The organism is Duganella sp. GW822-FHT06D06, from assembly GCF_058799615.1.
The window spans coordinates 394,905-418,222 of sequence record NZ_JBXALQ010000003.1 but is presented as its reverse complement, the minus strand read 5'-3'; the positions used below and the strand labels follow the sequence as shown (position 1 = coordinate 418,222).

Genomic DNA, 23,318 nt, shown 5'->3' with positions numbered 1-23,318 from the left:
ATTTGAGAATGAGAAGTGTTATCATTTGCATTGTTGATACACCACCGCACCTACACCATGTCGCTGACCACCATTCCGTTTAACCGTTCCCTGATCGCCGTTGCCGTCTCCTTGTTGGCCATGCCCACCCACGCACAGGAGGCCGCCGCGCCGATCGAGTCTATCCAGGTGGCCGGCAGCTGGCTGGGTTCGGGCTTGCAGAACAGCGTCAAGAACTTCGCCGGCGCCCGTACCGTGCTGAAGAAGGAAGACATCGACCACAGCGGCGCCGCCGACATCGGCGACGTGATGCGCCGCATTCCGGGCGTGCAGTCCACCGACAATTCCGGCACCGCCGGCAGCGCCATCTCGCTCAACATCGGTGTGCGCGGCCTGACGGGGCGCTACTCGCCGCGTTCGACGGTGCTGCTGGATGGGATACCGCTGGCGGTGGCGCCCTACGGCCAGCCACACCTGTCGTTCGCGCCGGTCAGCCTGAACAACATCGAATCGATCGACGTGGTGCGCGGCGGCGGCGCGGTGCGCTACGGTCCGCAGAACGTCGGCGGCATCATCAACTTCCGCAGCCGCTCGATTCCCGATACGCCGGGCGTCAGCGGCGATGCGTCGTTCCGCTACAACGACTTCAACAACGGCGGCCAGAACCGCCAGTACAGCGCCTTCGTCGGCAGCCAGCAGGAGGGCGGGCTGGGCGTGGCGGTGCTGTACTCGGGCATGGCTGGCACCGAGTGGCGCGCAGGCAGCGATGAAAAGGTCAACGATCTGGCGGTGAAGTTCCGCTATCAGCTGAACCCGCATAGCGAGCTGAACGCCAAGCTGTCCTACTACGAAGTCAATTCGCGCACGCCGGGCGGGCTGACGGTGGCGCAGTACGACGCCGACCCGTTCCAGAATACGCGGCCCACCGACTACTGGAGCGGCGACCGCCGCAGCGCCGACATCGGCTACCTGAACACCTTGTCGGCCACGCAGGAGTTCGAAGTCAAGGCCTACTACAGCGACAGCTTCCGTCAGAGCGCGTTGATCAACGCGGCCAAGACGCAGCTGACCAGGCAGCCGCGCAACTATGAAGTGCTGGGTGTCGAGCCGCGCTACACGCAGCGCTTCGCCACCGGCGGCCTGACGCACGACGTCACGGCCGGCTACCGCTACCTGCGCGAGCGGGGCGACGACAACAGCGCCATCCAGACCCTGAAGACCGGCGTCAACGGCGCCACGACCACCTTCGTCAACAGCACCGACGCGCATGCCGTGTATGTCGACGACCGCATCGCTTTGGGCGCGTGGCGCATCACGCCGGGTCTGCGTTACGAGCACATCAAGTCGGAGCGCAAGGATGTCAGCGCCAAGTCGGTGTTCGAGACCGCCAACAACAAGGCCTTGCCGTCGCTGAACGTGGCGTATCTGGTGAACCGCGCGCTGACCGTGTTCGCCAACTACACGACGTCGTTCGGCCCGGTGCAGAACACCCAGCTCAATTCGCAGACGCCCACCAATCCGTTGAAGCCGGAACTGGCCAGGACGGCCGAACTGGGCGCGCGCTGGAAGACCGGCGCGGTCAACGCCGAGGTCACCGCCTTCAAGCTCAAGTTCGACAACCAGATCCTGCAAGTGCCGGGCACGACGCCCGCCGTGTTCCGCAACCTGGGCGCGACCAACCATGACGGCATCGAGACGGCGGCCGACTATACCTTTGACGACGGCGGCGCGTTGGCCGGCCTGAACGTCTACGCGAACTACACCTACACCAAGGCGATCCAGGATTCGGGCGATGCGGCGGGGCTGGACGTGCCGTTCTACTCGCGCAACACCGACACGTTGGGCGCACGCTACCAAATCGGCGCATGGACGGCCAACTTGTCGACCACCCATCAAAGCAAGCAATATTCGGACACGGCCAACACCGTGCTGGAAGCGGTGAACGGCGGCAACGGCATCGTGCCGGGCTTCCGTCTGTGGAATGCGCAGTTAAGCTGGAAGATGCCGGGCAAGCCGGGCTATGAAGTGATGGCCGGCATCAACAATCTCGCCGACAAGCGCTACTACACGCGCAACGTCGACGGCAACGCCGGCCGCATGGTGGGATCGCCGCGCAGCGCCTACCTGCAACTGCGCGCCAACTTCTGATTAGTGCAGCACCCGCGGTGCGGGTTGCATGCTGAAGCCGGTGTAGTCCATGCGCAATGCTGGCGAGATCGCTTCGGCCTGGTCCAGTTTGCGCTGGACTAACTTATGCCAGGCGCGCGCCCAGCGGGCCGCCAGCTGGGATTCCTCCGCCGAACGCGCATACAGCGTCCTTTCCACGGCGATTTTCTGTCGTTGCAGGGCGTAGCTGGCAGATATCAGTGTAGTCATGGTGGCGGTAACGCTGGCTAGGGTTAAATAGTATGCCATGCCATTCTGCCCGGCTCGCCGACGATTGAATGTGCGCCATTTCACCATAACGACGAGAAACCAAATATGGACGTGTAAAATGCGCGCTCTGTTGCGTTTTCGCATCACTTATAGTCTTATTTTATTTCCACGTGGACAACTAATCTTTCCAGGAACGCGTTGGCGGGCTTGACCACGTCGTTCGCGCTTGTGCCTGAATGCATCGCTCCGCATGGCACCGTGCCTTGCAAGTCCAGCATCTGTCACAACGCTGCGAGCAGCTGCAGCACCGCGCAGGAGTTGCGGTTATGGCGTGAAATCCTGATCGAGTATCTGCTCGAGGGAAAATGGATTTTCCGTCGGAAAGACATTGGCAGGCAGGCCGGTTTCGGCCGACGCCAATTTAACGGCGATTGGGTAGGCCTGTTGCACATACTCGGGCAGTGATGCGCGCAGGCTCGGGCTGTCGTCCAGCAGCAGTTGGATTTGTGCGTCTATCCACTGCGCCAGATCGTCGTCGTAGTTCGGATGCTTGCGGGATTGGACCGGTGTTTGCACGATGTTCTCCCCGATCTCGTTACGGTGCGAAATCTTGGTCCAGCAGCTGTTCGATGGAATAGGGCAGGCTGGGCGGAAAGTCTTCTTCGTTCAAGCCGGTCTCCTCGGCCGCACGACGGCGGGCGATGGGGTAGCACTCCGCGGCAAATTGCGGCACTTTCTTCCGCATGCTGGGACTGGTCTTCAGCAATCGCGCGATGCGGTAACGTTGCTCGATCAACGTCGATCGCCACTTGTTTTGCGGGTAGTCTTTTTGGAACTGGCACTTGAGCAGGTGCATGACGAGCACCGTCAGCCGGCTGTCCAGTTCGTGCTCGTATTGTTTTTTCATGCCGTCGAGCTCCCCGACCAGGTTCTCCATGTCCAACTCGGAGAACCTGCGATCCAGCAGCAGTTGGATTTGCGCGTCTATCCACAGCGCCAGATCGTCGTCGTAGCTCGGGTGTTTGCGGGATTGGACCAGGGTTTGCATGGCGCGCCTCCAGATTCGTCAGGCTAATCCTATGCCTGTTCCCGCGTTTGATCCCACTCAATAGAAGTACGGTGTCTTGCGCGCCCACTCGTTGTTCTTGTAACGCTTGTGCAGCAGCGCGAAGGCGCTCTTCGACAATGCCTTGGAATCGGCATCCAGACAGCCGCCGCGGGTCGATTGCACCGTCACGTACAGCAACCACGGCAGCTCCGGGTCGTTCGGCACGGCGGTGGCGCGCTGCATGACGAAATCGCCGAGGTAGCCGGTGGCGGTCTTCAAACGGGACAACTGCGCCAGCTCCTGGTCGCGCGCGGCGGCGTTGCCGAGCTCCGGCATCGGCGGCGAGTGTTCGGCTTCGGTGTTTTCGCCGTAGCTTTCGCCCGCCTTGGCCGGCACCTTGCACCACATGTCGGCCAGGGTGTCGTCCGGCGCGCGCGCCGCGATGTCGGCGCTGGCGTAGCTGTACATCGGCGACAGGCCGTACTTCAAGGCGTTCACCAGCATCCACGCATGGTGCTCCGGCGTGCCCGCCAGTTTGCGGTACTTCTGCATCACCGCCGTCAGCGCCGGCGCGTTCTGCTCGATCTGCAGGGCGGCGCTCAACGCGGCTTCGCCCTGGCCCAGCAGGTCGGCGCGCATCCATGTGGAGACGGCGATCTGCACGCGCAGGGCCTTCGGCAGCTTCGGATTCGCGGCCAGCTCGGACAGGTCTGCGGTGGACAGGCCGCTGTTGAGCCAGCGGATGCCGTCGGCGGCGATGTCCACGCGGGCAGGGGCCGCACCGGCTTCCTCGCTGGCCTTGGCCAGTTCGCCGGTATCGGGATCGAGATCGCGGCTCGATGCGCGCAGCAGATAGTTGGCGGCGTCCGCCGGCGACGATGCCACCGCAAAGCGCTCCTGCAGGAACTGATTGCGCACGCTGGTGGAGCTGTTGGCGGCCAGCGCAGGCCCGGTCAGTACGCCATCGGCAATCGCGCGGGCCTTGTCGGCCTGCTTGCTCAAGCGGTAGTGACGGGCCAGCGCGTAACGCATGGTCAGGTACTCGGGCGTATTGGCCGGCGCCTGCAGCGCGGCTTTCTCCAGTTCCGGCGTCATCTTCTCCGATAGCAGCACGGCGGCCAGCAGCCACACGCGCGCCTGAGCCTTGTTGCCTTCCTTGGCGTAGCGGTTCCACTGTTCGACCGCGTGCGCGCGTTCCACCGCGCAGCCGGGCTTGGCCTGGTACTCCCGGCACTGCTGGACAGTCTGTATCCAGTCGATAAAGCCTGCGCTGCTGCGCAAGGCGGTGCGGGTGTCGGCCTGTTCGGCGACCGGCGCTTGCAGCAGGTCGTTAGCCAATACACGCCAGTCGCCCAGGTGATCATCCAGATACGGATTGGCGCGCGGGTCGTCCAGCAGCTTGCTCAGTTCCGCAAAGCGCAGCGATGGCGTCAGCCGCACCTGCATGCTGCGCACGATGGCGCGGCTGGCTTCATGCAGCGACGCCAATTCTGGATTGGCGAGGATATGATCGGCGCTGGCCTGGATCCCGGCCAGCTTCTTCTGTGCGGCCGCCAGACGGGCCGCAGCGGCGGCCGGGCCTTCGCGCCTGGCGTCGAGCCGATCCTGCCAGATCGCCTGCTCGGGATTCGGCCCCGCCACAAACACGGCGCCGCGCGCCTGCGAGCGCAGACTCAGGTACTCGCCCCAATGGCGCAGCGGATGCTTGTCGGTGGCGCCGATCTTGGCGAACAGGCTGCCGCTGAGCGCGTAGTTCTCGCCGTAGAAGGCGGCCGAGGCCAGCTGATATTGCTGCATCTGGCGCCAGTACGGCGCTTCCGTGGCCGGCAGTTCCACCGGAGACGGAATCACGCGCTTGGCGCCATCGAAACGATTGCGCTGCGCTTCCACGTCGTCGCCGCAGAATTTGAAGACCTGGCGCTGCGTCGTCACCCACGCATTCAGGCGGGCCGGCGTGGCGTCGCTGCGGCGCGCCAGGTCGTTCAGCGTGGCGGTGGCGAAGGTGTAGCTCCCCAGCGGACAAGTCAGATAGCCGTTGGCCATGCTGTCGTCGTCCTTGGGCGCGACCGGCGCCTGCTTCAAGGCGCTGTTGACGGCCGCCTGCCACGCGCCATAGACCTTCTTGCCGTCGGATGCATCGACCCAGCCGCCATTGCGACTACCGATGGCGCGCAGCAGGCCGCCTTGGGGATTGGGCGCCGCTTTCAAGCCGTCGGCGCCGAGCAGCACGCTGCGCCAGGCGGTGTACATGTACATCCGTTCATAGCTCGGCATCACGATACCCAGCTCGCCGCCCTGGTAGCGGTTCAAGGCGATATCGGGACCGCTGCGGTTGACATAGGAATCCCACGCGCCGCCGCCGCTGGCGCCGGCGCTGGTGCAGGCCAGCAGCGCCGCGGCGATGGTGAGTGGACGAAGTAGTGTGGTCATGGAGAGCTCCTTGAAAGCGGCGACAGGTCCGCACCGTCGCGCTTCCACGCGTGGCGGTCGAACCAATAGGTTTTGCGATAGCGGGCCGCGACTTGCGGCGTGAACGGTTCTTGCGGAGAGAATCCTGCGCTGCCCGCGCGGCAGCTGGCGTGCAGCGTGGCGGGCGATTGTTCGACGATGTCGCGCATGCTGGCGCTGTCCCGGCCCATGCGGAAGAACATCGGGACCACCTCGTCGGCGGCCAGTCCGTCCAGCCAGGCCGGTGAGCGGCACCACCATCCGAGCGCGGTCACACTCAGCTTGATCTGCGGCGGCAGCGCGTCGCGCAGCTGCTTGACCAGGGAACGATAGAACTCGCGCTGCGAGGGCTTGGCCTCCATATCCAGCTGCACCCAGCCCGAGGTGCCGACGGCCGCCGCGTCGAGCAGCGCCCGCACGATCATCGCGCGGCTGGCCTCGATATCCTGCGGCGGATTGACGGTGCTCACTTCCACATGCAGCACCGGCGTGACGCGCGTGGCGGCCGGCATCGCGGGCCGGCGCATGCGCGGACGGGTGCGCGCGGTGTCGCCGGTCAGCAGGATATGGCGTTGCAGGACTGCCGCTTCGGGCGTGGACCATGCGGGCAGCAGGGCCTCGTCCCACAGCCAGGCGACGGCCTGCGCGCGGGCGGCGCAGTGGCATAGCAGCAGGGCGCACATGGCCAGGCGGAGTAGAAGGGAGGGCATCGGAAAACGGGGCGACTAGGTTCCCCATTTTACCGATGTTTATTTTTTCCGCAAGGTTGTTCTATTTGCTTTCAAGCGCGGTGATTGCCGTCGGTGCGCATGGCGCCGTCGCGGTGGAAGCTGTGGTACGGGCACTTCGGCGCGTTGACCGGAATCGCGTGATGGTTCACGCCCAGGCGCGTTCGCCGGCCGCGGTGGACAAGCGCCGAAGATGTCGGTCTTCTTACCGACCTCGGAGAACAGCGCCGCGCGCGTGTACTTGCTGATGTCGTGGGTGACGGTGAAGGTGCCGAAGGCGCCGGATCGGGAGAGCCCAAAACAAAAACGCCCGGCTGTTGGGCCGGGCGTTTGAGCTTACTTCATACTACCTGATCTTGCGAATCGCTGGCGCGAATTACTTGCTAGGGTACACGATGTCTGCGCGACGGTTTTGTGCGCGGGTTGCGTCGTCGCTGCCGGTGGCTTTTTCCTTACCGTAGCTGATGGCTTCCATCTGGCCGTCTTTCACGCCTTGTACTTTCAGGGCGGTGATCACGGCTTGCGCGCGCTTCTGGCCCAGGGCCAGGTTGTACTCGGCGCCGCCGCGTTCATCGGTGTTGCCTTCGACCTTGATCGCGATATTGGCATTGGTCGACAGGAACTTGCCGTGATCGGCAACCAGGGCGTTGAATTCTGGCTTGACGACGTACTTGTCGAAGTCGAAGAACACGCTGCGGTTTTTGTAGATCGAGCTGTTTGGGTCCAGGTAGGCTGGCAGGGACACGGCGACCGGCTTGGTCACTGCTGGAGCTGGTGCTGGTGGTGCGACTTTGACTGGCTCTGGAGCCGGTGCCGGGGCAACGACCGGGGCTGGGGTGCTGCAAGCGCTCAGAACAGCAAGTGCGCAGGCTGCCAGCAAGAATTTTTGTTGTGCGTTCATGGAAATGCTCCCGAAATGGTTCAGTTTTTTTGGACGTGCATGGGGTGTGAGGCTTGGACACCAGCCGCGTCCGACATTATATAAGGGTTTCCCTCAGAAAATTAACTTGCTGCATTATTTTTTTATCCAAGGCGCGAACGGGGCCAGATCCTTGCCGGCCTCGACAAACCAGGCGCGGCGGGTGATGTCGAATTGCGCCCCGAGCGCCTTGACCTGGTCTTTTTCGTGGTAGCTGGCGGTCAGGTACTGGCGCGCGGCCGCGGCCGGGGCGGCGGCCGACCTGGCCTGGTTGCGGGCGATGGCGGCGTCGGCGGCGGCGGCCGATTTGGGCAGGCGCATTTGCGCGATGAAACCGCTGCGCCGCGCCGCATCGGTGGGCGAGAGCAGCGTCAGGCGCGCGCGGGCGCGGGTGGCGCCGACGTAGAACAGGTTTTCTTCCTCGGCCTTGGGCTGCATCGGATGCGGGAATTCGTCCGCTTGCAGGAAGGGCAGGATCACGTGGTCGAACTCCTTGCCCTTGGCGTTGGCCACGCATTCGATCAGCACCGCCTTGCGTTCGCGCTTGCGGCGCACGAAGGCTTCGCGCGCGTTGAGCGCGGCCCAGAACTCGGCCAGCGTTTGGCCGGAGGCGGCCGCCGCTTCCAGCAGGCCGGCCACGGATTTGTTGACCACGCCCGCTTCGTAGGGACGCACGAAGATGCGGCGCGCCGTCGCCACCAGTTTCACGCGCTCGCACACTTCCGCCAGCACGGCCGCCGCCGGCGTGGCCGGATCGACGCCGGACAGCCAGGCGATGGTGTCGATCACGGCCTTCTTGGTGGCCTGGCTGGCGACGTCGCGGTAGTTCGGCTCTTCGCCGTCGCGCCGTTCGTCTTCGATCAGGAACAGTTCGCCCAGCAGCGCCGGGTCCTTGATGATCTGGGCCTTGAAGTTGTCCATGCGGCGCGCGGAGAAGCGCATCTCGCTGAAGGCGGTCATGGCGTCGACGATGGCGGTGCGCACCTGCTCCGTCTTGACGGCGCCGAAGTCCTTCAGCGCGATCGCCAGCAGGCCGCGCAGGAACAGGATCTCGTCGCGTTGCAGGTAGCCGGCCATGGCGGGCGTGCGGTAGTCGATGTCGGCCTCGATCAGCGCGTTCTCGATGGCCATCGATTGATGGCGGTCGCGGATCAGGATGGCGCAGCCGTCGAGCTGATGGCCGTCGGCCTTCCATTGCTCGATCGCGGCGACGGCCTGCTGGGCGCAGCCGGCGCTGTTGTCGTAGTGCGCGTGGCGGATCTGGGTGTGCAGCGGCAGGCTCGATTCCACCGCCTTCTGCTTGAACTCCGCCATCGCATAGGCCAGGTGCGGGCCGTGGCGGTAGCTGTAGGTCAGCGGGTAGCGCACCAGGTTCGGGTAGTTCTGGGCGAAGCGGCGGTTCAGGTATTCGTCGCTGGCGCCCAGTTTGGCGTGGATCACCTGGTCCTTGTCGCCGGCGCCGACGAAGTAGCAGTGCGGATTGGCGATCAGCGCGTCGAGGATCTGGAACGCCGCTTCGTTCAGGTCGTGCAGCTCGTCGCACAGCACCAGCCGGTAGTCGGGCAAGTGTTCGGCCAGGCGCGCGCCCGCCTGCAGGTTGCTGGCCAGGTCGTAGGTGGCGTCGAACGGACCGCGGAACACCGCGCCGGCGCCGCCGTCCAGGCGCAGCGTTTCGTATTCCACCGTGGTCAGGTAGTCGGTCAGCGGCACGCCCATGGTCTCGGCGACTTCCTCGACGCCCAGGTATTCGACGTCGGCGGCCAGCGCCATGGTCGCTTTCAGTTGCAGCTGCACGTCGAGGAACTGGGCCAGCGCGATGCTGTGGGTTTGCAGGTTCAGGTCGTCGCGGCGGCCGGCATAGCGCAGGTTGACGCGATCGATCGCGGCCAGCGCGTAGTCTTTCAGCTGGCGCGCTTCGGCGCACTGGCGCAGGTTGTCGCCGTCGATGCGGTCCAGCAGCAGGCCGGCGAAATCCTCGAACGTCAGCACCGCGACCCGGCTGGCCAGCGCGTGCGGCACGCCGACGTCGAGCAGGCGCTGGCGCATGACGTCGCGCGCTTCCGGCGTGAAGGTCAGCGCCAGGATCTGTTCCGGCGGCAGTTTGCGCGCCAGCGCCTCGCCGATGCGGATCGCCAGCGTGGTGGTCTTGGCGGCGCCGGCGTTGGCGTCCACCAGCACCACCTTGTTCTGCGCTAGCTGAATGGCGGTCTGCTCGGGAGTCGGGATCAGGCCTTGCGGGGTGAAGCGGGGAGGATTTGCATCGGTCATGCGCTACATTATAGCGGCCGGCACGCGGACGCCGGTGGCGGACGCCGTCGTCGCGGCCGGCGCGGCCGGCCTGGGGCGCAGCCGCGCGGTGGCGCCTTCGATGAACTGGGCGCTGAACACCCGCCGTTCGACCTGGGATTCGCGGCTGTCGATGACGGTGCACAGCAGGCTGGCGGCCGCGCTGGCCATCTTGGGCATGGGCTGGCGCAGCGTGGTCAGGTTGTAGCTCAGCCAGTTGGACGGCTCGACCGCGTCGAAGCCGGCCACCGACAGCTGGCCCGGCACGTCGATGCCCAGCTCATGGCGGGCGCAATCGAGGCAGCCGATGGCCATGACGTCGCTGCCGCAGATGATGGCGTCGGGGACGCCGCCCATCTGTGCGATCAGCGCTTTCAGGCCGGTGGCGCCACTTTTATAGTCGTACTCGCCCGGCACCACGACCGGCGGCGGCAGGCCCAGCTCGGCCAGCCGTTCGCAGGCGCCGCGATGGCGTTCGCTGGCGACGCTGGAATCGGCGCTGCCGCCGATGATGCCGAAGCGGCGGTGGCCGGCGGCGGCCAGCCGCGAGACCAGCATGCGGCCCGCTTCCAGGTGGTCGCAGGTGACGGTGTTGACCGACTGGTCGCGCAGCGTGCGGTTGAACAGCACCAGCGGCATGTGGCGGCGCTCGAATTCGGCCACGTGTTCGTCCGACAGGCGGGCGGCGGCGATCACGCCGTCGACCTGGAATTGCCAGACGTCGGCCAGCACGCGGTCGACATCGGATTCGCGCGCCAGCGGGAACAGCAGCACGCGCTTGCCCAGCGTGGTCAGTTGCTGGCTCAGTTCGGCCAGCAGTTCAGGGTAGTACAGGTTGGCCTGGTTGGTGATCAGCACCGCGACCATGTTGGAGCGGCGCGTGATCAGGCTGCGCGCGGCGGCGTTGGGGATGTAGTCCAGCAGCGCGGCCGCCTTCATCACCCGTGCGTGGGTGGACTTGGACACGCTGGCGCCGGGCTTGAAGCAGCGCGACACCGCCGATTGCGACACGCCAGCCACCAGCGCCACGTCATACGAGGTGACGCGGCGGGCTTCACGGGCAATGCTGGCTTTGTGTTCAGTCGCGCAGACTTCGATTGTCGGCTTGGATTTGGTCATCGTCTCGTTACGTGCGTGGTGCGGCTTGCATCTTGTTTAGTTAAACGAGCATAATCAAAAACTTACTCGTTAGCAACAATAATCGTTTTTCTTTCAAGAAATATTTGGTCGAGTGTGGTCCCGCTGCAATTTTTCCTGAGGGACGGGGTTTTCTGATAAGATAACGCCCCTTTATTCACGTGAAGGGTCGACATGGCCATTGCTTGCGGCGTCGATTTTGGCACGTCAAATTCCACGGTGGGCTGGGTGCGTCCCGGACACCCGGTGATGTTGGGACTGGAAGACGGCAAGACCACCTTGCCGTCGGTGGTTTTCTTCAACGCCGAGGACGAAGAGGTTAGCTTCGGACGTGCGGCGCTGGCCGAATATCTGGCCGGCTACGAGGGGCGCTTGATGCGCTCCATGAAGAGTTTGCTCGGGACCAGTCTGATCGACGGTCAGACCGAGGTGGGGGGCCGCGCGCTGCCGTTCCGCGCGCTGCTGGCGCAATTCATCGGTGAAGTGAAGCGCCGCGCCGAACAGTCGGCCGGGCGCCAGTTCACGTCGGCCGTGTTCGGCCGTCCCGTTCATTTCATTGACGACAGCAAGGAAAACGACCAGCTGGCCGAGGATACCCTGGCCGAGGTGGCCCGTTCCGTCGGCTTCAAGGACATCGCCTTCCAGTTCGAGCCGATCGCCGCGGCGTTCGACTACGAGTCGCAGATCACCCGCGAAGAGCTGGTGCTGATCGCCGACATCGGCGGCGGCACCTCGGACTTTTCGCTGGTGCGCCTGTCGCCCGAGCGCGCCACCAGGAGCGAGCGCCGCGACGACATCCTGGCCAACGGCGGTGTGCACATCGGCGGCACCGACTTCGATAAATACCTGAGCCTGTCCTCCGTGATGCCGCTGCTGGGCTACGGCAGCCGCCTGCGCAACAACAGCGAAGTGCCGTCCAGCTACTTCTTCAACCTGGCGACCTGGCACACCATCAACCAGGCCTACACCAAGAAAATGTGGACCCAGCTGTCCGACCTGCTGCGCGATTCGGCCGAGCAGGAAAAGCTGGGCCGCCTGCAAAAGCTGATCGACCAGCGCGCCGGCCACTGGCTGGCGATGAAGGCGGAGGAGGGCAAGATCGCCCTGTCCGACGCCGCCAAGGTGCAGCTGGAGCTGGACCGGCTGGCGCCGCCGGTGACCCTGGAGCTGGACCGCGCGCAGTTCGACGACGCCATCGGCCACCTGGTCGGCTCGGTCGAGAACACCGTGCTGAGCCTGCTGCGCGACGCCGGCGTGGCGCCTGCCGACGTGGATACTGTATTCTTCACCGGCGGTTCCAGCGGCGTGCGCATGCTGCGCGAGCGCATCGGCGCGCTGGTGCCGACGGCCCGCAAGGTCGAAGGCGACCTGTTCGGTAGTATCGGCGCCGGCCTGGCGCTGGATGCCGTGCGCAAGTTCGGCTAAATAGAAGGGAACACCATGCTCGACCAATCCATCGTTATGCTCGACTTCGAGACCACCGGCCTGTCGCCCGATATGGGCGACCGTATCACCGAGGTGGCGGCGTTGCGCATCGTCGGCGGCAAGGTGGTCGAGCGCTATGTGTCGCTGATTAACTGCAATGTGCGGATCCCGTCCTTCATCACCGGCCTGACCGGCATCACGCAGGCCATGGTCGATGGCGCGCCGCCGGTGTCGCGGGTGGTGCCGGAGCTGCTGGACTTTATCGGCAGCGACGCGCTGTCGGCCCACAACGCCAGCTTCGACGACAAGTTCCTGCGCGCGGAGGCGGCCCGGCTGGGCCTGACGCCCGGCTATCAATCGCTGGTGTGCTCGCTGAAATTGTCGCGCCGCGTGTTCCCCAAGTTGTCGAGCTACAAGCTGGGCAATCTGTCGGGCGAGCTGGGCATCCGTTTCAAGAGCGCGGCCCACAGGGCCGAGTCCGATGCGGAAGTGGCGGCCGAAGTGCTGATCCATATCGGCAAGCACATCGCATCGACCTACGGCATCGCCGGCGTCGATCCGAGCTTGCTGGTGGCGATCAATAAACTGGCGGCCGCCAAGGTGCACCAATTCCTCGAGAAACAAAAAGGTCGCTGAAAACCGGTAGCTCGCATTACAATACCGGCACTGATGGCTCGATAGTTGGTATTTTGTGAATATACGCCGCAACTTCTTGTATGTGCTGCTGTCGCTTCTGCTGGTGTTCTCCCAGCAGATGGGGTACGCGCACGCGCTGTCGCACGCTATGGGCGCGACCGGTGCGGTGCAGACCGTCGCGCAGCAGGACGAAGAAGCCAGCGGCGGCGTCACCAAGTTGGCGCCGGATCACCATTGCGCTCAGTGCCTGGCGTTTGCGCAGATCGCCGCCGCCGACTCCCATTCCCATTCCTTCCCGCTGGCCGACTATACTTCGGTAGCCGTCACCCACACGCCTGCGCCGCTCGATTGCCGGCGCACCGTCTGCGGCTTCCGATCGCGAGCGCCGCCCGTCCTGTCCTGATCGCACACCCTTGATCCGTCACCGCCGCCGTTTGGGCGGAGGTGCGGCTGATCGTAGCTATCTACAGGATTTGACATGTTGAAACATAAAGTGATGATGGCCGCCTTGAGCGTGGCCGTGGCGGCCCCGCAGGCCTACGCCGCAGACAAAAAAGAACAGAAGGAACTGGCTGAGATCCGCGCCGAGATCCGCCAGATGAAGGAGGCCTACGAGGCGCGCCTGCAGGCCATGGAGCAGCGCTTGCAGCAGGCGCAAGCGGACAATGCCGCCGCCAAGGCGCAGCTCGCGGCTATCGGTGCGGGCGCGCCGGCCGCTTCGGCCGCGGCCGCTGGCGCCGCGCCTGCGGTCGCCGCCTATGTCGAAACGGCGGCGGCGCCCGCCAGCGCGGCGCCGACCGGCAGCGCCAATCCGGCCAGCAATCTGCTCAACCCGAACATCTCGATGATCCTCGGCGGCACGCTGCAAAACCTGAAGCAGGATCCATCCCAGTACCGCCTGCAAGGCTTCGCGCCGAGCGGCGGCGAGGTCGGTCCCGGCAAGCGCGGCTTCAACCTCGGCGAATCCGAGCTGACCCTGGCCGCCAATATCGACCCGCAGTTCGCCGGCCAACTGACCTTTTCGCTGAGCGGCGAGAACGAAGTTGGCGTTGAGGAAGCCTTTGTGCAGACGCGCGGCATGTCGAACGGCCTGAACATCAAGGCCGGCCGCTTCCTGTCGTCGATCGGTTACCTGAACGGCCAGCACGCCCACACCTGGGACTTCGTCGATGCGCCGCTGGCGTATCAAGCCTTCCTCGGCGGCCAGTACAAGCCGGACGGCGTCCAGGCCAAGTGGCTGGCGCCGCTCGACCGGTTCCTGGAAGTGGGCATGGAGGCCGGCAACGGCACGGCTTTCCCGGGCAACGACCGCAACAAGAACGGCGCCGGCGCCGTCAGCGTGTTCGCCCACCTGGGCGACGACATCGGCAACTCGTCCAGCTACCGCGCCGGCGTGGCCTATCTGCACACCGGCGCCGAACAGCGCGCCTACGAGGACCAGGGCCTGAACAACAGCTTCAGCGGCAAGTCGAACATGTGGATCGCCGACGCCATCTACAAATGGGCGCCGAACGGCAATTCGACCAACACCAACTTCAAGCTGCAGGGCGAGTACTTCCGCCGCAAGGAAAGCGGCACGCTGAACTACGCGCTCGAGACCGACGCGGCGGCCAGCGGCGACTACCGCAGCGTGCAATCGGGCTGGTATCTGCAAGGCGTGTACCAGTTCATGCCGAGCTGGCGCGCCGGCCTGCGCTACGACCGGCTGTCGTCCGGCTCGCAGCGCATCGGCCTGATCGACAGCGGCGCGCTGGCCTGGTCCAACCTGCCGATACTCGAAGCGTACAACCCGTCGCGCCGCAGTTTCATGATCGATTACAGCCCGTCCGAATTCTCGCGCCTGCGCTTGCAACTGGCGCGCGACCAGTCCCGTCCGGGCGTCACCGACAACCAGATTTTCCTTCAATACATCATGAGCCTGGGCACGCACGCGGCCCACGCGTTCTAAGGAGCAGGCATGAAACGCACACTCAAACATCTGCTGCTCGCCGCCGCCTGCGTCGCGGCCACCTCGGCGCACGCCGCCATCAACGTGCTGGCCTGCGAGCCGGAATGGGAAGCGCTGACCAACGAGCTCGGCGGCGACAAGGTCAAGGTCTCCAGCGCCACCAACGCGCTGCAAGACCCGCACCGCATCGAAGCGCGGCCGAGCCTGATCGCGCGCACGCGCAACGCCAACCTGCTGGTATGCACGGGGCTGGAGCTGGAGGTCGGCTGGTTGCCGGTGCTGGTCCAGCAATCGGGCAACGGCAAGATCGCCGCCGGCCAGCCGGGCAACTTCGAGGCGGGCGCCTTCGTGCCGCGCCTCGACGTGCCGGGCAAGGTCGACCGCAGCGACGGCGATGTGCATGCCGCCGGCAATCCGCACATCCAGCAGAACCCGCACAATATCGCGCTGGTCGCGGTGGCGCTGGCCAGGCGACTGGCCGAGCTGGACCCGGCCAACGCCGCCTACTACCAGGCGCGGCAGAAGGACTTCGCGGCGCGCTGGGATGCGGCCATGCTCAAGTGGGAGAAGCAGGCGGCGCCGCTGAAAGGCGTGGCCGTGGTCGAGCATCACAAGAACATGGAGTATCTGATGGGCTGGCTGGGCTTGCGCCAGGTCGGCACGCTGGAGGCCAAGCCGGGCGTGGAGCCGAGCGCGGCGCATCTGTCCGAGCTGCTGTCGCGATTGCAGCGGGCGCCGGCCAGGATGGTGATACGCGCCGCCTACCAGGACGGTCGCGCGTCGCAATGGTTGTCCGAACACGCCAGGATTCCGGCGGTGGTGCTGCCGTTCTCGGTCGGCGGCGACGACCAGAGCAAAGACCTGTTCGGCCTGTTCGATTCGACGGTGCAACGCTTGCTGGACGCAAATAAATGAACGCTGAAGCGCTCGATCTGACGATTGTCCTGCCGGCCCTGCTGGCCGGCCTGCTGGTGCTGCTGACCCACGTGCCGCTGGGCGCGCAGGTGCTCAAACGCGGCATCGTGTTTATCGATCTGGCGATCGCGCAGATTGCTGCGCTCGGCGTGATCGTCGCCGGCGCCGCCGAGCTCGATCCGCAAAGCTGGGCCGTGCAGGCCGCGGCGGCCGCTGCCGCCGTGCTCGGCGCGCTGCTGCTGACGTGGACCGAGAAGCGCTGGCCGGAAGTGCAGGAAGCGCAGATCGGCGTGATGTTCATCCTGGCCGCGACGGCCGGCCTGCTGCTGGTGGCGCACAATCCGCACGGCGGCGAGCATTTGCAGGACTTGCTGGCCGGCCAGATCTTGTGGGTGCGCTACGAGCAGCTGTTGTTGCCGGCCGCCGGCACGGTGGTGATCTGCGGCCTGCTGTACTTCCTGCGCGATCGTTTGAGCCGGCTAGGTTTCTACCTGATCTTCGCGCTGGCGGTCACGGCGTCGGTGCAACTGGTGGGCGTGTATCTGGTGTTCACCAGCCTGATCGTTCCAGGCCTGGCGGTGCGTCACTATGTGGGCAAGAAACGCCTGGTGCTGGCCTACCTGATCGGCGCCGCCGGCTACGCAAGCGGACTGGTATTGTCGACGCTCCACGATTTGCCGTCGGGTGCTCTGATCGTCTGGTGCCTGACGATAATAGCCATTGCCGTCTACGCATTCGGCCCGAAACCGGACGGCGCGCGGCGCGTGGCCCATCACTAGAAACGATAACATTTCATCATGACTCGTTTGAGCGCGGTCAAACCCATGCCGGGGCCGCGTTTTACACTTTAACCAACAATGTTGTGGTGTTGGCCAGAGGTGTACCATGAAGAATCAAAGCTCGGCGAGGGCAGGTTACGACACTTTTCTATGGTACCGGGAGGCGGCCGAGCGCGGCAATCCTTACGCCCAGTTCAATCTGGGCCTGGTCTATAAAAAAGGGCAGGATGTGGCGCGCGACGAGGTGCGCGCCTTCTACTGGATGTCCAAGGCGGCCCAGCAGGGGCTGGCGTTCGCGCAGAATCACCTGGGCGTGATGTACTTCAACGGCCGTGGCGTCGCCCATAACGACAAGGAAGCCGTGCGCTGGTTTCGCGCGGCCGCGCTGCAGGGCGAGGTCTCGGCCCAGCAAAATCTCGGACAGATGTACAAGAAGGGCCGCGGCGTGGCGCGCAATGACGAAACCGCCTTGTCGTGGTTCTACCGCGCCTCCGAACAGGGCGTCGCCAGCGCGCAGACCTTGCTCGGCGAGGCCTATGTGCACGGCATGGGCGTGCGCCGCAACTATCCGTTGGCGCTGGCCTGGTTCCGCAAGGCGGCGCTGCAAAACGACGCCAGCGCCCAGCTCAATCTCGGTTTGATGTACAAGCACGGCCACGGCGTGGCGCGCAGCGACGGGCAGGCGCTGGCCTGGTTCCGGCAAGCCGCCGCGCAGGGGTGCGCGGTGGCGCAGCGGCTGGTGGGCGTGGCTTATGCCGAGGGGCAGGGCGTGGTGGCCGACCAGCTGCGCGCCTACGCCTGGCTGCTGCGGGCGGCGGAACAGGAAGACGCGGATGCGCAATTCAATCTCGGCATCATGCTGGCCAACGGCAAGGGCGTGGACCGCGACGACGAGCTGGCCTTCAGCTGGTACCGCCGCGCGGCCGAGTCCGGCCATGTGCTGGCCCAGTACAACCTCGGCGGCATGTACGCGCGCGGACGCGGTGTGCCGCGCGACGAGCAGCGGGCGCTGGAGTGGTACCGCATGGCGGCCGAGCAGGGCGCGCCGAACGCCCAGTTCAATGTCGGCGTGATGTACGCCAACGGCCACGGCGTGGCCAAGGACGAGGCGCGGGCGGTGGCCTGGTATCGCTGCGCGGCCGAGCAGGGCGACGCCAGTGCGCAGAACAACCTCGGTGTGATGTACGCCAACGGCCTGGGCGTGGCGCGCGACGAGGAACTGGCCGTGAGCTGGTATGGCAAGGCGGCCGAACAGGGCCACTCGTTGGCGCAGTTCAACCTGGGCGGCATGTACGGCAGCGGGCGCGGCGTGGCGCGCGACGACGAGAAATCCTGCATGTGGCTGACCTTGGCCGCCGAGGCCAGCGAACTGGCGGCGGCCAGCAACCGCAAGAAGTCGGACCTGGACTTGACGCCGCAGGCAAGGGAAGCGGCCAGCGAACAGGCGCGCCTCTGGCGGGCCGCCCATGCTACCCAGGCGCGCCCGGCCTGAGCCGCTCAGTTGGCTTGTTGGCGGCGATCGACGAACAGGCTGTTGCCGTGGATTTTTTTGGCTTGCTTCTTCGATTCCGCCGCCGCGGTGGCGATCTGGTGGTGGGTGTAGTACTGGTGCGGTTCGACGCGGATCGCGCCGATCGACAAACTCATCAGCGAGTAGAACACCTTCTTGCCTTGCCGGTCTTCGCTGATGTAGCCGCCGCGCTCGCGGTCTTCAATGCTGTAGAAATCCTGCACCTGCCGTTCGAAATCTTCCAGGATGGCGGAACAGCGGGTTTCCCAGTCTTCGCTCTGGAACAGGACCATGAAGTCGTCGCCGCCGATGTGGCCGACGAAGTCGCGGTCGCCGTCGGTGCGTTCGCTGAGCAGGCGGCCGGTCAGCTGGATCACGTCGTCGCCGCGGCGGTAGCCGTAGACATCGTTGAACGGCTTGAAATGGTCGAGGTCGAAGTAGCAGACCCAGAACCGCGTGCCGCTTTCCAGCAGGCGGTCGATATGCTCGTTGATCGGCACATTGCCCGGCAACTGGGTCAGCGGATTGGCGTAGCGCGCGGCGGTGATCTGCATCTGCGTGATCTCGCGCATCAGGTCGTGGCCCGTGCCCATGCCCAGGTAGCGTCCCTGGTCGGTGATGATGAAGCCGTTGAACAGCTGGTGCGCGTCGGCCTGCACCATGCGGAAGCTCAGGTCTTGCAGGCTGGTGTCCTTGTCGGCGATCAGCGCCTTGCTGTCCATGAACTGCTTGCACGACTTCTTGCCGTACAGCTCGCGCTGGTAGGGGCGGGCGAAGTGCTCGATCATGTCGAAGCGGCTGACCAGGCCCAGCGGCACGCCGTCGTCCACCACCGGGATGATCAGCAGCTTGGGATGGCGCACGAAGATTTCGTACAGCTCGTTGTTGTTCATGCAGGACGGCACCGAGTCGGTCTGATGCAGCAGCTTGTAGATGCTGGCGCTGTTCTTTTCCGCGCCGCGCTGCGGGTAGACCGCCACGCCGTTGCGCGCCAGCGCCTTGACCACTTCGGCCGGCGCGGCGCGGGCCGGCTGGGCGTGCGGCCGGCCCAGGTGGTAGCCCTGGCCGAAGGCGACGCCGACGTCGCGCAGCACCAGCAGCTCGGCCTGGGTCTCGATGCCTTCGGCGATCACCAGCGTGTTGGACTTCTCGGCGATCTCCTGGATCGAACGCACGAACTGCAGCTTGACCGGATCGTGGTTGATGCCCTGGATAAAATGCATGTCGATCTTGACATACTCGGGCCGCAGCTCCGACCACAGCCGCAAGCTGGAGAAGCCTTCGCCGAGGTCGTCGATGGCGATCTGGAATCCCATGTTACGGTAGTGCAGTACCGCTTCGCGCATCAGCTCGTAGTCGTAGGTCGGCTGGTTCTCGGTCAGTTCGATGATGACGCGGTCCGGGTGGATGCCGATCTGGTGGATGTACTCCAGCGTCTCGCCGTGCGGCGCGTTGCGTTGCAGCAGGCATTCCGGGCTGACATTGAGGAACAGCTTGCCGGGCAGTTCAAGCTCGGCAAAGCGCTCCAGCACCACGCGCCGGCACAGGTGTTCGACCTCGACCGTCAAGTCGTTGGCGCGCGCCACCTTGAACAGATTCATCGGCGAGTGCAGCGGGCTGTCGGACGGCCCCCGTATCAAGCCTTCATAGGCGATGATTTCGCCGCTCTGCATGTGTACAATCGGCTGGAACAGCGCGCTCAGCTGACGGCGCGCCAGGATATCGTACAGGTGGGCGCGCAACACCGCCTCCTCGTCCTCGGCCTTGGGCGGAAGATAGATGATGTTGGGGCTGAGTACGGAATTCACGGTGAATGCTTGCCAAAAGTCGGTTTAACTGTACGATCTTAATGTGCTTTTGTGACCATATGATGACGTGCGGAAATAATCTGCGGCATAGCGCGAAAAACCGCGCCGTAGATTATTGCCCACGCGCTACAATCTAAGCTGTCCAACTTTCGAGACCAGGCTTCCCATGCACCGTCGCGCCGTCCGCCAAACCCTGTCGACCTTGTTATTGCTGAGCACGGCAAGCGCTGGCGCCACCGGCGTCACGGTGCAGGTATTGGACGCGGGCGGCAAGGCCCTGGCCGATACCGTGGTCTATGTCGAGCCGGAAGGCGGTCCGGCCAGCGGGCGCGCGCCGGCCACGGCCGAAATCGAGCAGAAGGGGCTGAAATTCGTGCCCCTGGTCAGCGTGGTGCAGACCGGCGCCAAGATCTTTTTCCCGAACAACGACAAGGTCAGGCACCACATCTATTCGTTCTCGCCGGCCCACAAGTTCGACCAGAAGCTGTATTCCGGCCAGTCGGCCCTGCCGCAGGTATTCGACAAGGCGGGCACGGTGGTGTTGGGTTGTAATATCCATGACAAAATGCTGGCCTATGTCAAGATTGTCGATACGCCGTACTTCGCCAAGACCGACGCCTCCGGCGCCGCCCGCATCGAGCTGCCGGCCGGCGGCAAGTACGTGGTCAAGGCCTGGCACTACAACACGGTCGGCGGCGCCACGCCGGAGCAGGTGGTGACGGTGAAGGCGGGCGAGGCGCCGGCCAGCGCCGCCTTCAAGCTGCCGATGAAACCGATCGTGGCCGACGACCCGTCGTCGGCCACGTATTAAAGGGTAGCCCGAGCATGCGCATGCGCTTCCGCAGCCTGGAGAGCCGTATCGTCACACTGTTCCTGGTGTTGATCGTGGCTGTGCAGGTGATCGGCCTGCTGGTGATCCAGCGCGGCATCGACAACAATGCGCGCCTGTCCATCAGCAGTGAACTGGGCAACGGTTCCAAGGTGTTCCGCCGCCTGCTGGACCAGAACGCGCAAAACCTGCGCTTCGGCGCCCGCCTGCTGGCGCGCGACACCGCCTTTGTCACCACCATCGGCAACAACGACGAGAACGATCGCGGCACCATCCTGTCGGCGCTGGACAACAGCGGCAAACGCATCAAGGCCTCGCTGTCGATGCTGATCACGGCCGACCGCAAGATCAGCGTCGCCACCAACAACAGCCAGGCGGCCGCGCTGGAGAAGCAGGTCGCCGGCATGCTCGACGCCGCCGAATCCTCGGTGGGCGCCAGCGGCATCGCCATCGTCGAACACCGGCCTTACCAGATCGTCGTCATGCCCATCCTGGCGCCGAGGACCATCGGCTGGATCGTCATGACCTTCCCGATCGACCGCCAGCTGGCCAGCGACATGCGTGAAATCAGCGCGCTGGACACCGCCGTGCTGACCCGCGACGCCCAAGGAAAATGGCTGGCCGTGGGCTCGACCTTCTCCGCCCCGGTCACGCAGAGCGTGGTCGACCAGCTGCAAGCCTTGCCCGGCACGCCGGTCGGCCCGTTCGACCTGACGCTGTCCGCCGGCCAGTACAGCGCGCGCCTGCTGGCGATCGGCCAGGATGACGGCCAGACCGCCAACGTCCTGCTGGCCCGTTCGATCGACGAGGCGACCGCCGAGTACAGCCGTCTTGAACGCTGGCTGATCGGCCTGACGCTGGGCGGCATCTTGATTTCGGCGTTGGCCATCGTGCTCACCGCCAAGCGCATCGCGCAGCCGATCAGCGAGCTGGCCGTCACCGCCAAGCGCCTGGAGCAGGGCGACTACAAGGGCCAGATCGACACCAGCCGCGAAGACGAAATCGGCGCGCTGGCGCATGCCTTCGACGCCATGCGCGAAGGGATCGCCAAGCGCGAACAGGAAATCCGCCGCCTGGCGTACTGGGACACGCTGACCAACCTGCCGAACCGCGCGCAGTTCGTGCTGCTGCTGAACGATGCGCTGGCCGATGCCGCCAGGCGCGAGGAAACCGTGTTCGTGCTGATGATGGACCTGGACCGCTTCAAGCACGTCAACGACGTGATGGGCCACAGCTTCGGCGACGCCTTGCTGCGCCAGGTGGCCGGCCGCCTGCAGCTGCTGCTGGCCAATCGGCGGCAATCGTCGGCGCAGGTGGCGCGCCTGGGCGGCGACGAATTCGCGGTGCTGCTGCCGGCTTCCGACCTCGATTCCGCGCGGCGCATGGCGGCCGAGATCCTGCAGGCGCTGGAGACGCCGCTGTCGCTGGAAGACCAGACGGTGGACATCGGCGCCGGCCTGGGCATCGCCGGCTACCCGGAACACGGCAACGACGGCGAGGCCTTGCTGAGCATGGCCGAGGTGGCGATGTACGCTGCCAAGCAGCGCAACGACGGCGCCGTGGTGTACGACGCGGCGATGGACAAGTCCAGTGAGAAGAGCCTGTCGCTGTTGACGGAGCTGCGCAACGCGATTGAGCGCGACGAGTTCCGCCTGCATGTGCAGCCGAAGATCAAGCTCGATACCGGCGAGGTGGTGGGCATGGAATCGCTGGTGCGCTGGGCGCATCCGGAGCGCGGCAATGTGTTCCCCGACGAGTTCATTCCCTTCGCCGAGCAGACCGGCTTTATCCGCGTGCTGACCCGCTGGGTGATGGAGAAATCGGCGCAGCTGTGCCAGGAGCTGACGGCCAAAGGCTATCCGCTCAAGGTGTCGGTCAACCTGTCCACGCGCGATCTGCTGGACCAGGACTTGCCGGCCAAGTTCGCCGAAACACTGGCGCGTTACCAGCTGGCGCCAAGCTCGTTCTGTCTGGAGATCACCGAGAGCGCCATCATGGACGACCCGGTGCGCGCCCAGCACACGCTGGAGCGGCTGAGCGCCATGGGCGTGGATCTGTCGATCGACGATTTCGGCACCGGTTATTCGTCGCTGGCCTACCTCAAGCGCCTGCCTGTGAATGAACTGAAGATCGACAAGTCCTTCGTGCTGAACATGGAGAACGACGTCGGCGACACCAAGATCGTCCGCTCCACCATCGACCTTGGCCACAACATGGGCCTGCGCGTGGTGGCCGAGGGCATCGAGAGCGAGGCCGTCTGGCGCCTGCTGGCTGACCTGGGCTGCGACCAGGGGCAAGGCTACTTCATGAGCCGTCCGATCCCCGGCGACCAGCTGATCGCGTGGCTGGAGAAGTGGCAGGCGCCGACCGCAAACGCGGCGCCGGACTACAACGCCGTCGATATCGGCAGCTGAATTTTCAGCGAGCCCCATCCTGCTCCATCCAGCTCCATCCCGGAAATTCGCATTTCGGTTGGCTGAATCTGCATTACGTCGCATTGTCTGTTACACCACTTCGCGGCCTCCTTAAGCTAGCGCGATTCCAATT

Annotated in this window: 19 protein-coding genes and 2 pseudogenes; 10 read left to right on the top strand and 11 right to left on the bottom strand. The window is 65.0% G+C overall.

All coding sequences use genetic code 11. The features are described from left to right. Nucleotides 1-57: 57 nt before the first annotated feature. Nucleotides 58-2,127 (top strand): TonB-dependent receptor family protein, encoded by a 2,070-nt coding sequence (locus AC1RMD_RS08005; protein WP_492925656.1) that lies wholly within the window; start codon nt 58-60, stop codon nt 2,125-2,127. On the opposite strand, the gene AC1RMD_RS08000 is transcribed toward AC1RMD_RS08005, so the two are convergent. The 10 genes and pseudogenes from AC1RMD_RS08000 to AC1RMD_RS07955 all read right to left on the bottom strand — a co-directional run bounded on the left by AC1RMD_RS08000 (nt 2,128) and on the right by AC1RMD_RS07955 (nt 10,903). After that, the gene (locus AC1RMD_RS08000; RefSeq protein WP_492925366.1) at nt 2,128-2,355 is read right to left on the bottom strand and encodes a hypothetical protein; all 228 of its coding nucleotides are present in this window, start codon (nt 2,353-2,355) and stop codon (nt 2,128-2,130) included. It lies immediately after the preceding gene. Nucleotides 2,356-2,679: 324 nt separating this feature from the next. Continuing rightward, the gene (locus AC1RMD_RS07995) at nt 2,680-2,931 is read right to left on the bottom strand and encodes a DUF29 domain-containing protein (protein ID WP_492925364.1); all 252 of its coding nucleotides are present in this window, start codon (nt 2,929-2,931) and stop codon (nt 2,680-2,682) included. A 19-nt stretch (nt 2,932-2,950) separates the two neighbouring features. Beyond that, complete coding sequence (locus AC1RMD_RS07990; protein ID WP_492925362.1) at nt 2,951-3,403, bottom strand: DUF29 domain-containing protein; 453 nt, start codon at nt 3,401-3,403, stop codon at nt 2,951-2,953. Nucleotides 3,404-3,460: 57 nt separating this feature from the next. Further along, a complete protein-coding gene (locus AC1RMD_RS07985) occupies nt 3,461-5,833 on the bottom strand; it encodes a hypothetical protein (RefSeq protein WP_492925360.1) in 2,373 nt (790 codons plus the stop codon). Further along, nucleotides 5,830-6,561 carry a hypothetical protein gene (locus AC1RMD_RS07980; RefSeq protein ID WP_492925358.1) on the bottom strand — a complete coding sequence of 244 codons (732 nt, stop codon included), beginning with the start codon at nt 6,559-6,561 and terminating at the stop codon, nt 5,830-5,832. Before AC1RMD_RS07980 ends, AC1RMD_RS07985 begins: the two co-directional genes overlap by 4 nt. An 80-nt stretch (nt 6,562-6,641) precedes the next feature. Beyond that, nucleotides 6,642-6,746, bottom strand: a pseudogene (locus tag AC1RMD_RS07975) (catalase); the annotation flags it as partial. Then, nucleotides 6,731-6,864: pseudogene (locus AC1RMD_RS07970) on the bottom strand (catalase); the annotation flags it as partial. The pseudogenes AC1RMD_RS07970 and AC1RMD_RS07975, both read right to left, overlap by 16 nt. A 91-nt stretch (nt 6,865-6,955) precedes the next feature. Further along, nucleotides 6,956-7,342, bottom strand: coding sequence for an OmpA family protein (locus tag AC1RMD_RS07965; RefSeq protein ID WP_492925356.1), 387 nt, complete (start codon nt 7,340-7,342; stop codon nt 6,956-6,958). 252 nt (nt 7,343-7,594) lie between these two features. Beyond that, nucleotides 7,595-9,766 carry an ATP-dependent helicase gene (locus AC1RMD_RS07960; RefSeq protein ID WP_492925354.1) on the bottom strand — a complete coding sequence of 724 codons (2,172 nt, stop codon included), beginning with the start codon at nt 9,764-9,766 and terminating at the stop codon, nt 7,595-7,597. Between the two features lie 3 nt (nt 9,767-9,769). Beyond that, nucleotides 9,770-10,903, bottom strand: a complete 1,134-nt coding sequence (locus AC1RMD_RS07955) for a LacI family DNA-binding transcriptional regulator (protein ID WP_492925352.1) — start codon at nt 10,901-10,903, stop codon at nt 9,770-9,772. 192 nt (nt 10,904-11,095) lie between these two features. Here AC1RMD_RS07955 and AC1RMD_RS07950 point away from each other — a divergent pair, with 192 nt between their 5' ends. The 7 genes from AC1RMD_RS07950 to AC1RMD_RS07920 all read left to right on the top strand — a co-directional run bounded on the left by AC1RMD_RS07950 (nt 11,096) and on the right by AC1RMD_RS07920 (nt 18,116). Continuing rightward, the gene (locus tag AC1RMD_RS07950; protein ID WP_492925350.1) at nt 11,096-12,346 is read left to right on the top strand and encodes an Hsp70 family protein; all 1,251 of its coding nucleotides are present in this window, start codon (nt 11,096-11,098) and stop codon (nt 12,344-12,346) included. Between the two features lie 15 nt (nt 12,347-12,361). Beyond that, nucleotides 12,362-12,982, top strand: a complete 621-nt coding sequence (locus AC1RMD_RS07945; RefSeq protein ID WP_492925348.1) for a 3'-5' exonuclease — start codon at nt 12,362-12,364, stop codon at nt 12,980-12,982. Nucleotides 12,983-13,037: 55 nt separating this feature from the next. Further along, nucleotides 13,038-13,385, top strand: a complete 348-nt coding sequence (locus AC1RMD_RS07940; RefSeq protein ID WP_492925346.1) for a hypothetical protein — start codon at nt 13,038-13,040, stop codon at nt 13,383-13,385. 75 nt (nt 13,386-13,460) lie between these two features. After that, nucleotides 13,461-14,930, top strand: a complete 1,470-nt coding sequence (locus AC1RMD_RS07935) for a hypothetical protein (RefSeq protein WP_492925344.1) — start codon at nt 13,461-13,463, stop codon at nt 14,928-14,930. 9 nt (nt 14,931-14,939) lie between these two features. Next, nucleotides 14,940-15,845 carry a metal ABC transporter substrate-binding protein gene (locus tag AC1RMD_RS07930; protein ID WP_492925342.1) on the top strand — a complete coding sequence of 302 codons (906 nt, stop codon included), beginning with the start codon at nt 14,940-14,942 and terminating at the stop codon, nt 15,843-15,845. Continuing rightward, complete coding sequence (locus tag AC1RMD_RS07925; RefSeq protein ID WP_492925339.1) at nt 15,842-16,624, top strand: metal ABC transporter permease; 783 nt, start codon at nt 15,842-15,844, stop codon at nt 16,622-16,624. Before AC1RMD_RS07930 ends, AC1RMD_RS07925 begins: the two co-directional genes overlap by 4 nt. 106 nt (nt 16,625-16,730) lie before the next feature. After that, nucleotides 16,731-18,116, top strand: a complete 1,386-nt coding sequence (locus tag AC1RMD_RS07920; RefSeq protein WP_492925337.1) for a tetratricopeptide repeat protein — start codon at nt 16,731-16,733, stop codon at nt 18,114-18,116. A 5-nt stretch (nt 18,117-18,121) separates the two neighbouring features. Here the strand turns inward: AC1RMD_RS07920 and AC1RMD_RS07915 are convergent, their stop codons facing one another. Next, complete coding sequence (locus AC1RMD_RS07915; protein WP_492925335.1) at nt 18,122-19,942, bottom strand: GGDEF domain-containing protein; 1,821 nt, start codon at nt 19,940-19,942, stop codon at nt 18,122-18,124. A 166-nt stretch (nt 19,943-20,108) separates the two neighbouring features. On the opposite strand from AC1RMD_RS07915, the gene AC1RMD_RS07910 reads away from it, so the two are divergent. Next, nucleotides 20,109-20,753 (top strand): methylamine utilization protein, encoded by a 645-nt coding sequence (locus AC1RMD_RS07910; RefSeq protein WP_492925333.1) that lies wholly within the window; start codon nt 20,109-20,111, stop codon nt 20,751-20,753. 14 nt (nt 20,754-20,767) lie between these two features. Beyond that, on the top strand, nt 20,768-23,185 hold the full coding sequence (locus AC1RMD_RS07905) for a putative bifunctional diguanylate cyclase/phosphodiesterase (RefSeq protein WP_492925331.1): 2,418 nt from the start codon (nt 20,768-20,770) through the stop codon (nt 23,183-23,185). Nucleotides 23,186-23,318 lie beyond the last annotated feature (133 nt).

Excerpts from the sequence above, each read along its gene's own strand:
- AC1RMD_RS07950 (WP_492925350.1), top strand. The coding sequence starts at position 11,096 with ATGGCCATTGCTTGCGGCGTCGATTTTGGCACGTCAAATTCCACGGTG.
- AC1RMD_RS07955 (WP_492925352.1), bottom strand. The coding sequence starts at position 10,903 with ATGACCAAATCCAAGCCGACAATCGAAGTCTGCGCGACTGAACACAAA.
- AC1RMD_RS07985 (WP_492925360.1), bottom strand. The coding sequence starts at position 5,833 with ATGACCACACTACTTCGTCCACTCACCATCGCCGCGGCGCTGCTGGCC.
- AC1RMD_RS07990 (WP_492925362.1), bottom strand. The coding sequence starts at position 3,403 with ATGCAAACCCTGGTCCAATCCCGCAAACACCCGAGCTACGACGACGAT.
- AC1RMD_RS07925 (WP_492925339.1), top strand. The coding sequence starts at position 15,842 with ATGAACGCTGAAGCGCTCGATCTGACGATTGTCCTGCCGGCCCTGCTG.
- AC1RMD_RS07910 (WP_492925333.1), top strand. The coding sequence starts at position 20,109 with ATGCACCGTCGCGCCGTCCGCCAAACCCTGTCGACCTTGTTATTGCTG.
- AC1RMD_RS07930 (WP_492925342.1), top strand. The coding sequence starts at position 14,940 with ATGAAACGCACACTCAAACATCTGCTGCTCGCCGCCGCCTGCGTCGCG.
- AC1RMD_RS07935 (WP_492925344.1), top strand. The coding sequence starts at position 13,461 with ATGTTGAAACATAAAGTGATGATGGCCGCCTTGAGCGTGGCCGTGGCG.
- AC1RMD_RS08000 (WP_492925366.1), bottom strand. The coding sequence starts at position 2,355 with ATGACTACACTGATATCTGCCAGCTACGCCCTGCAACGACAGAAAATC.
- AC1RMD_RS07905 (WP_492925331.1), top strand. The coding sequence starts at position 20,768 with ATGCGCATGCGCTTCCGCAGCCTGGAGAGCCGTATCGTCACACTGTTC.
- AC1RMD_RS07920 (WP_492925337.1), top strand. The coding sequence starts at position 16,731 with ATGAAGAATCAAAGCTCGGCGAGGGCAGGTTACGACACTTTTCTATGG.
- AC1RMD_RS07945 (WP_492925348.1), top strand. The coding sequence starts at position 12,362 with ATGCTCGACCAATCCATCGTTATGCTCGACTTCGAGACCACCGGCCTG.
- AC1RMD_RS08005 (WP_492925656.1), top strand. The coding sequence starts at position 58 with ATGTCGCTGACCACCATTCCGTTTAACCGTTCCCTGATCGCCGTTGCC.
- AC1RMD_RS07980 (WP_492925358.1), bottom strand. The coding sequence starts at position 6,561 with ATGCCCTCCCTTCTACTCCGCCTGGCCATGTGCGCCCTGCTGCTATGC.
- AC1RMD_RS07960 (WP_492925354.1), bottom strand. The coding sequence starts at position 9,766 with ATGACCGATGCAAATCCTCCCCGCTTCACCCCGCAAGGCCTGATCCCG.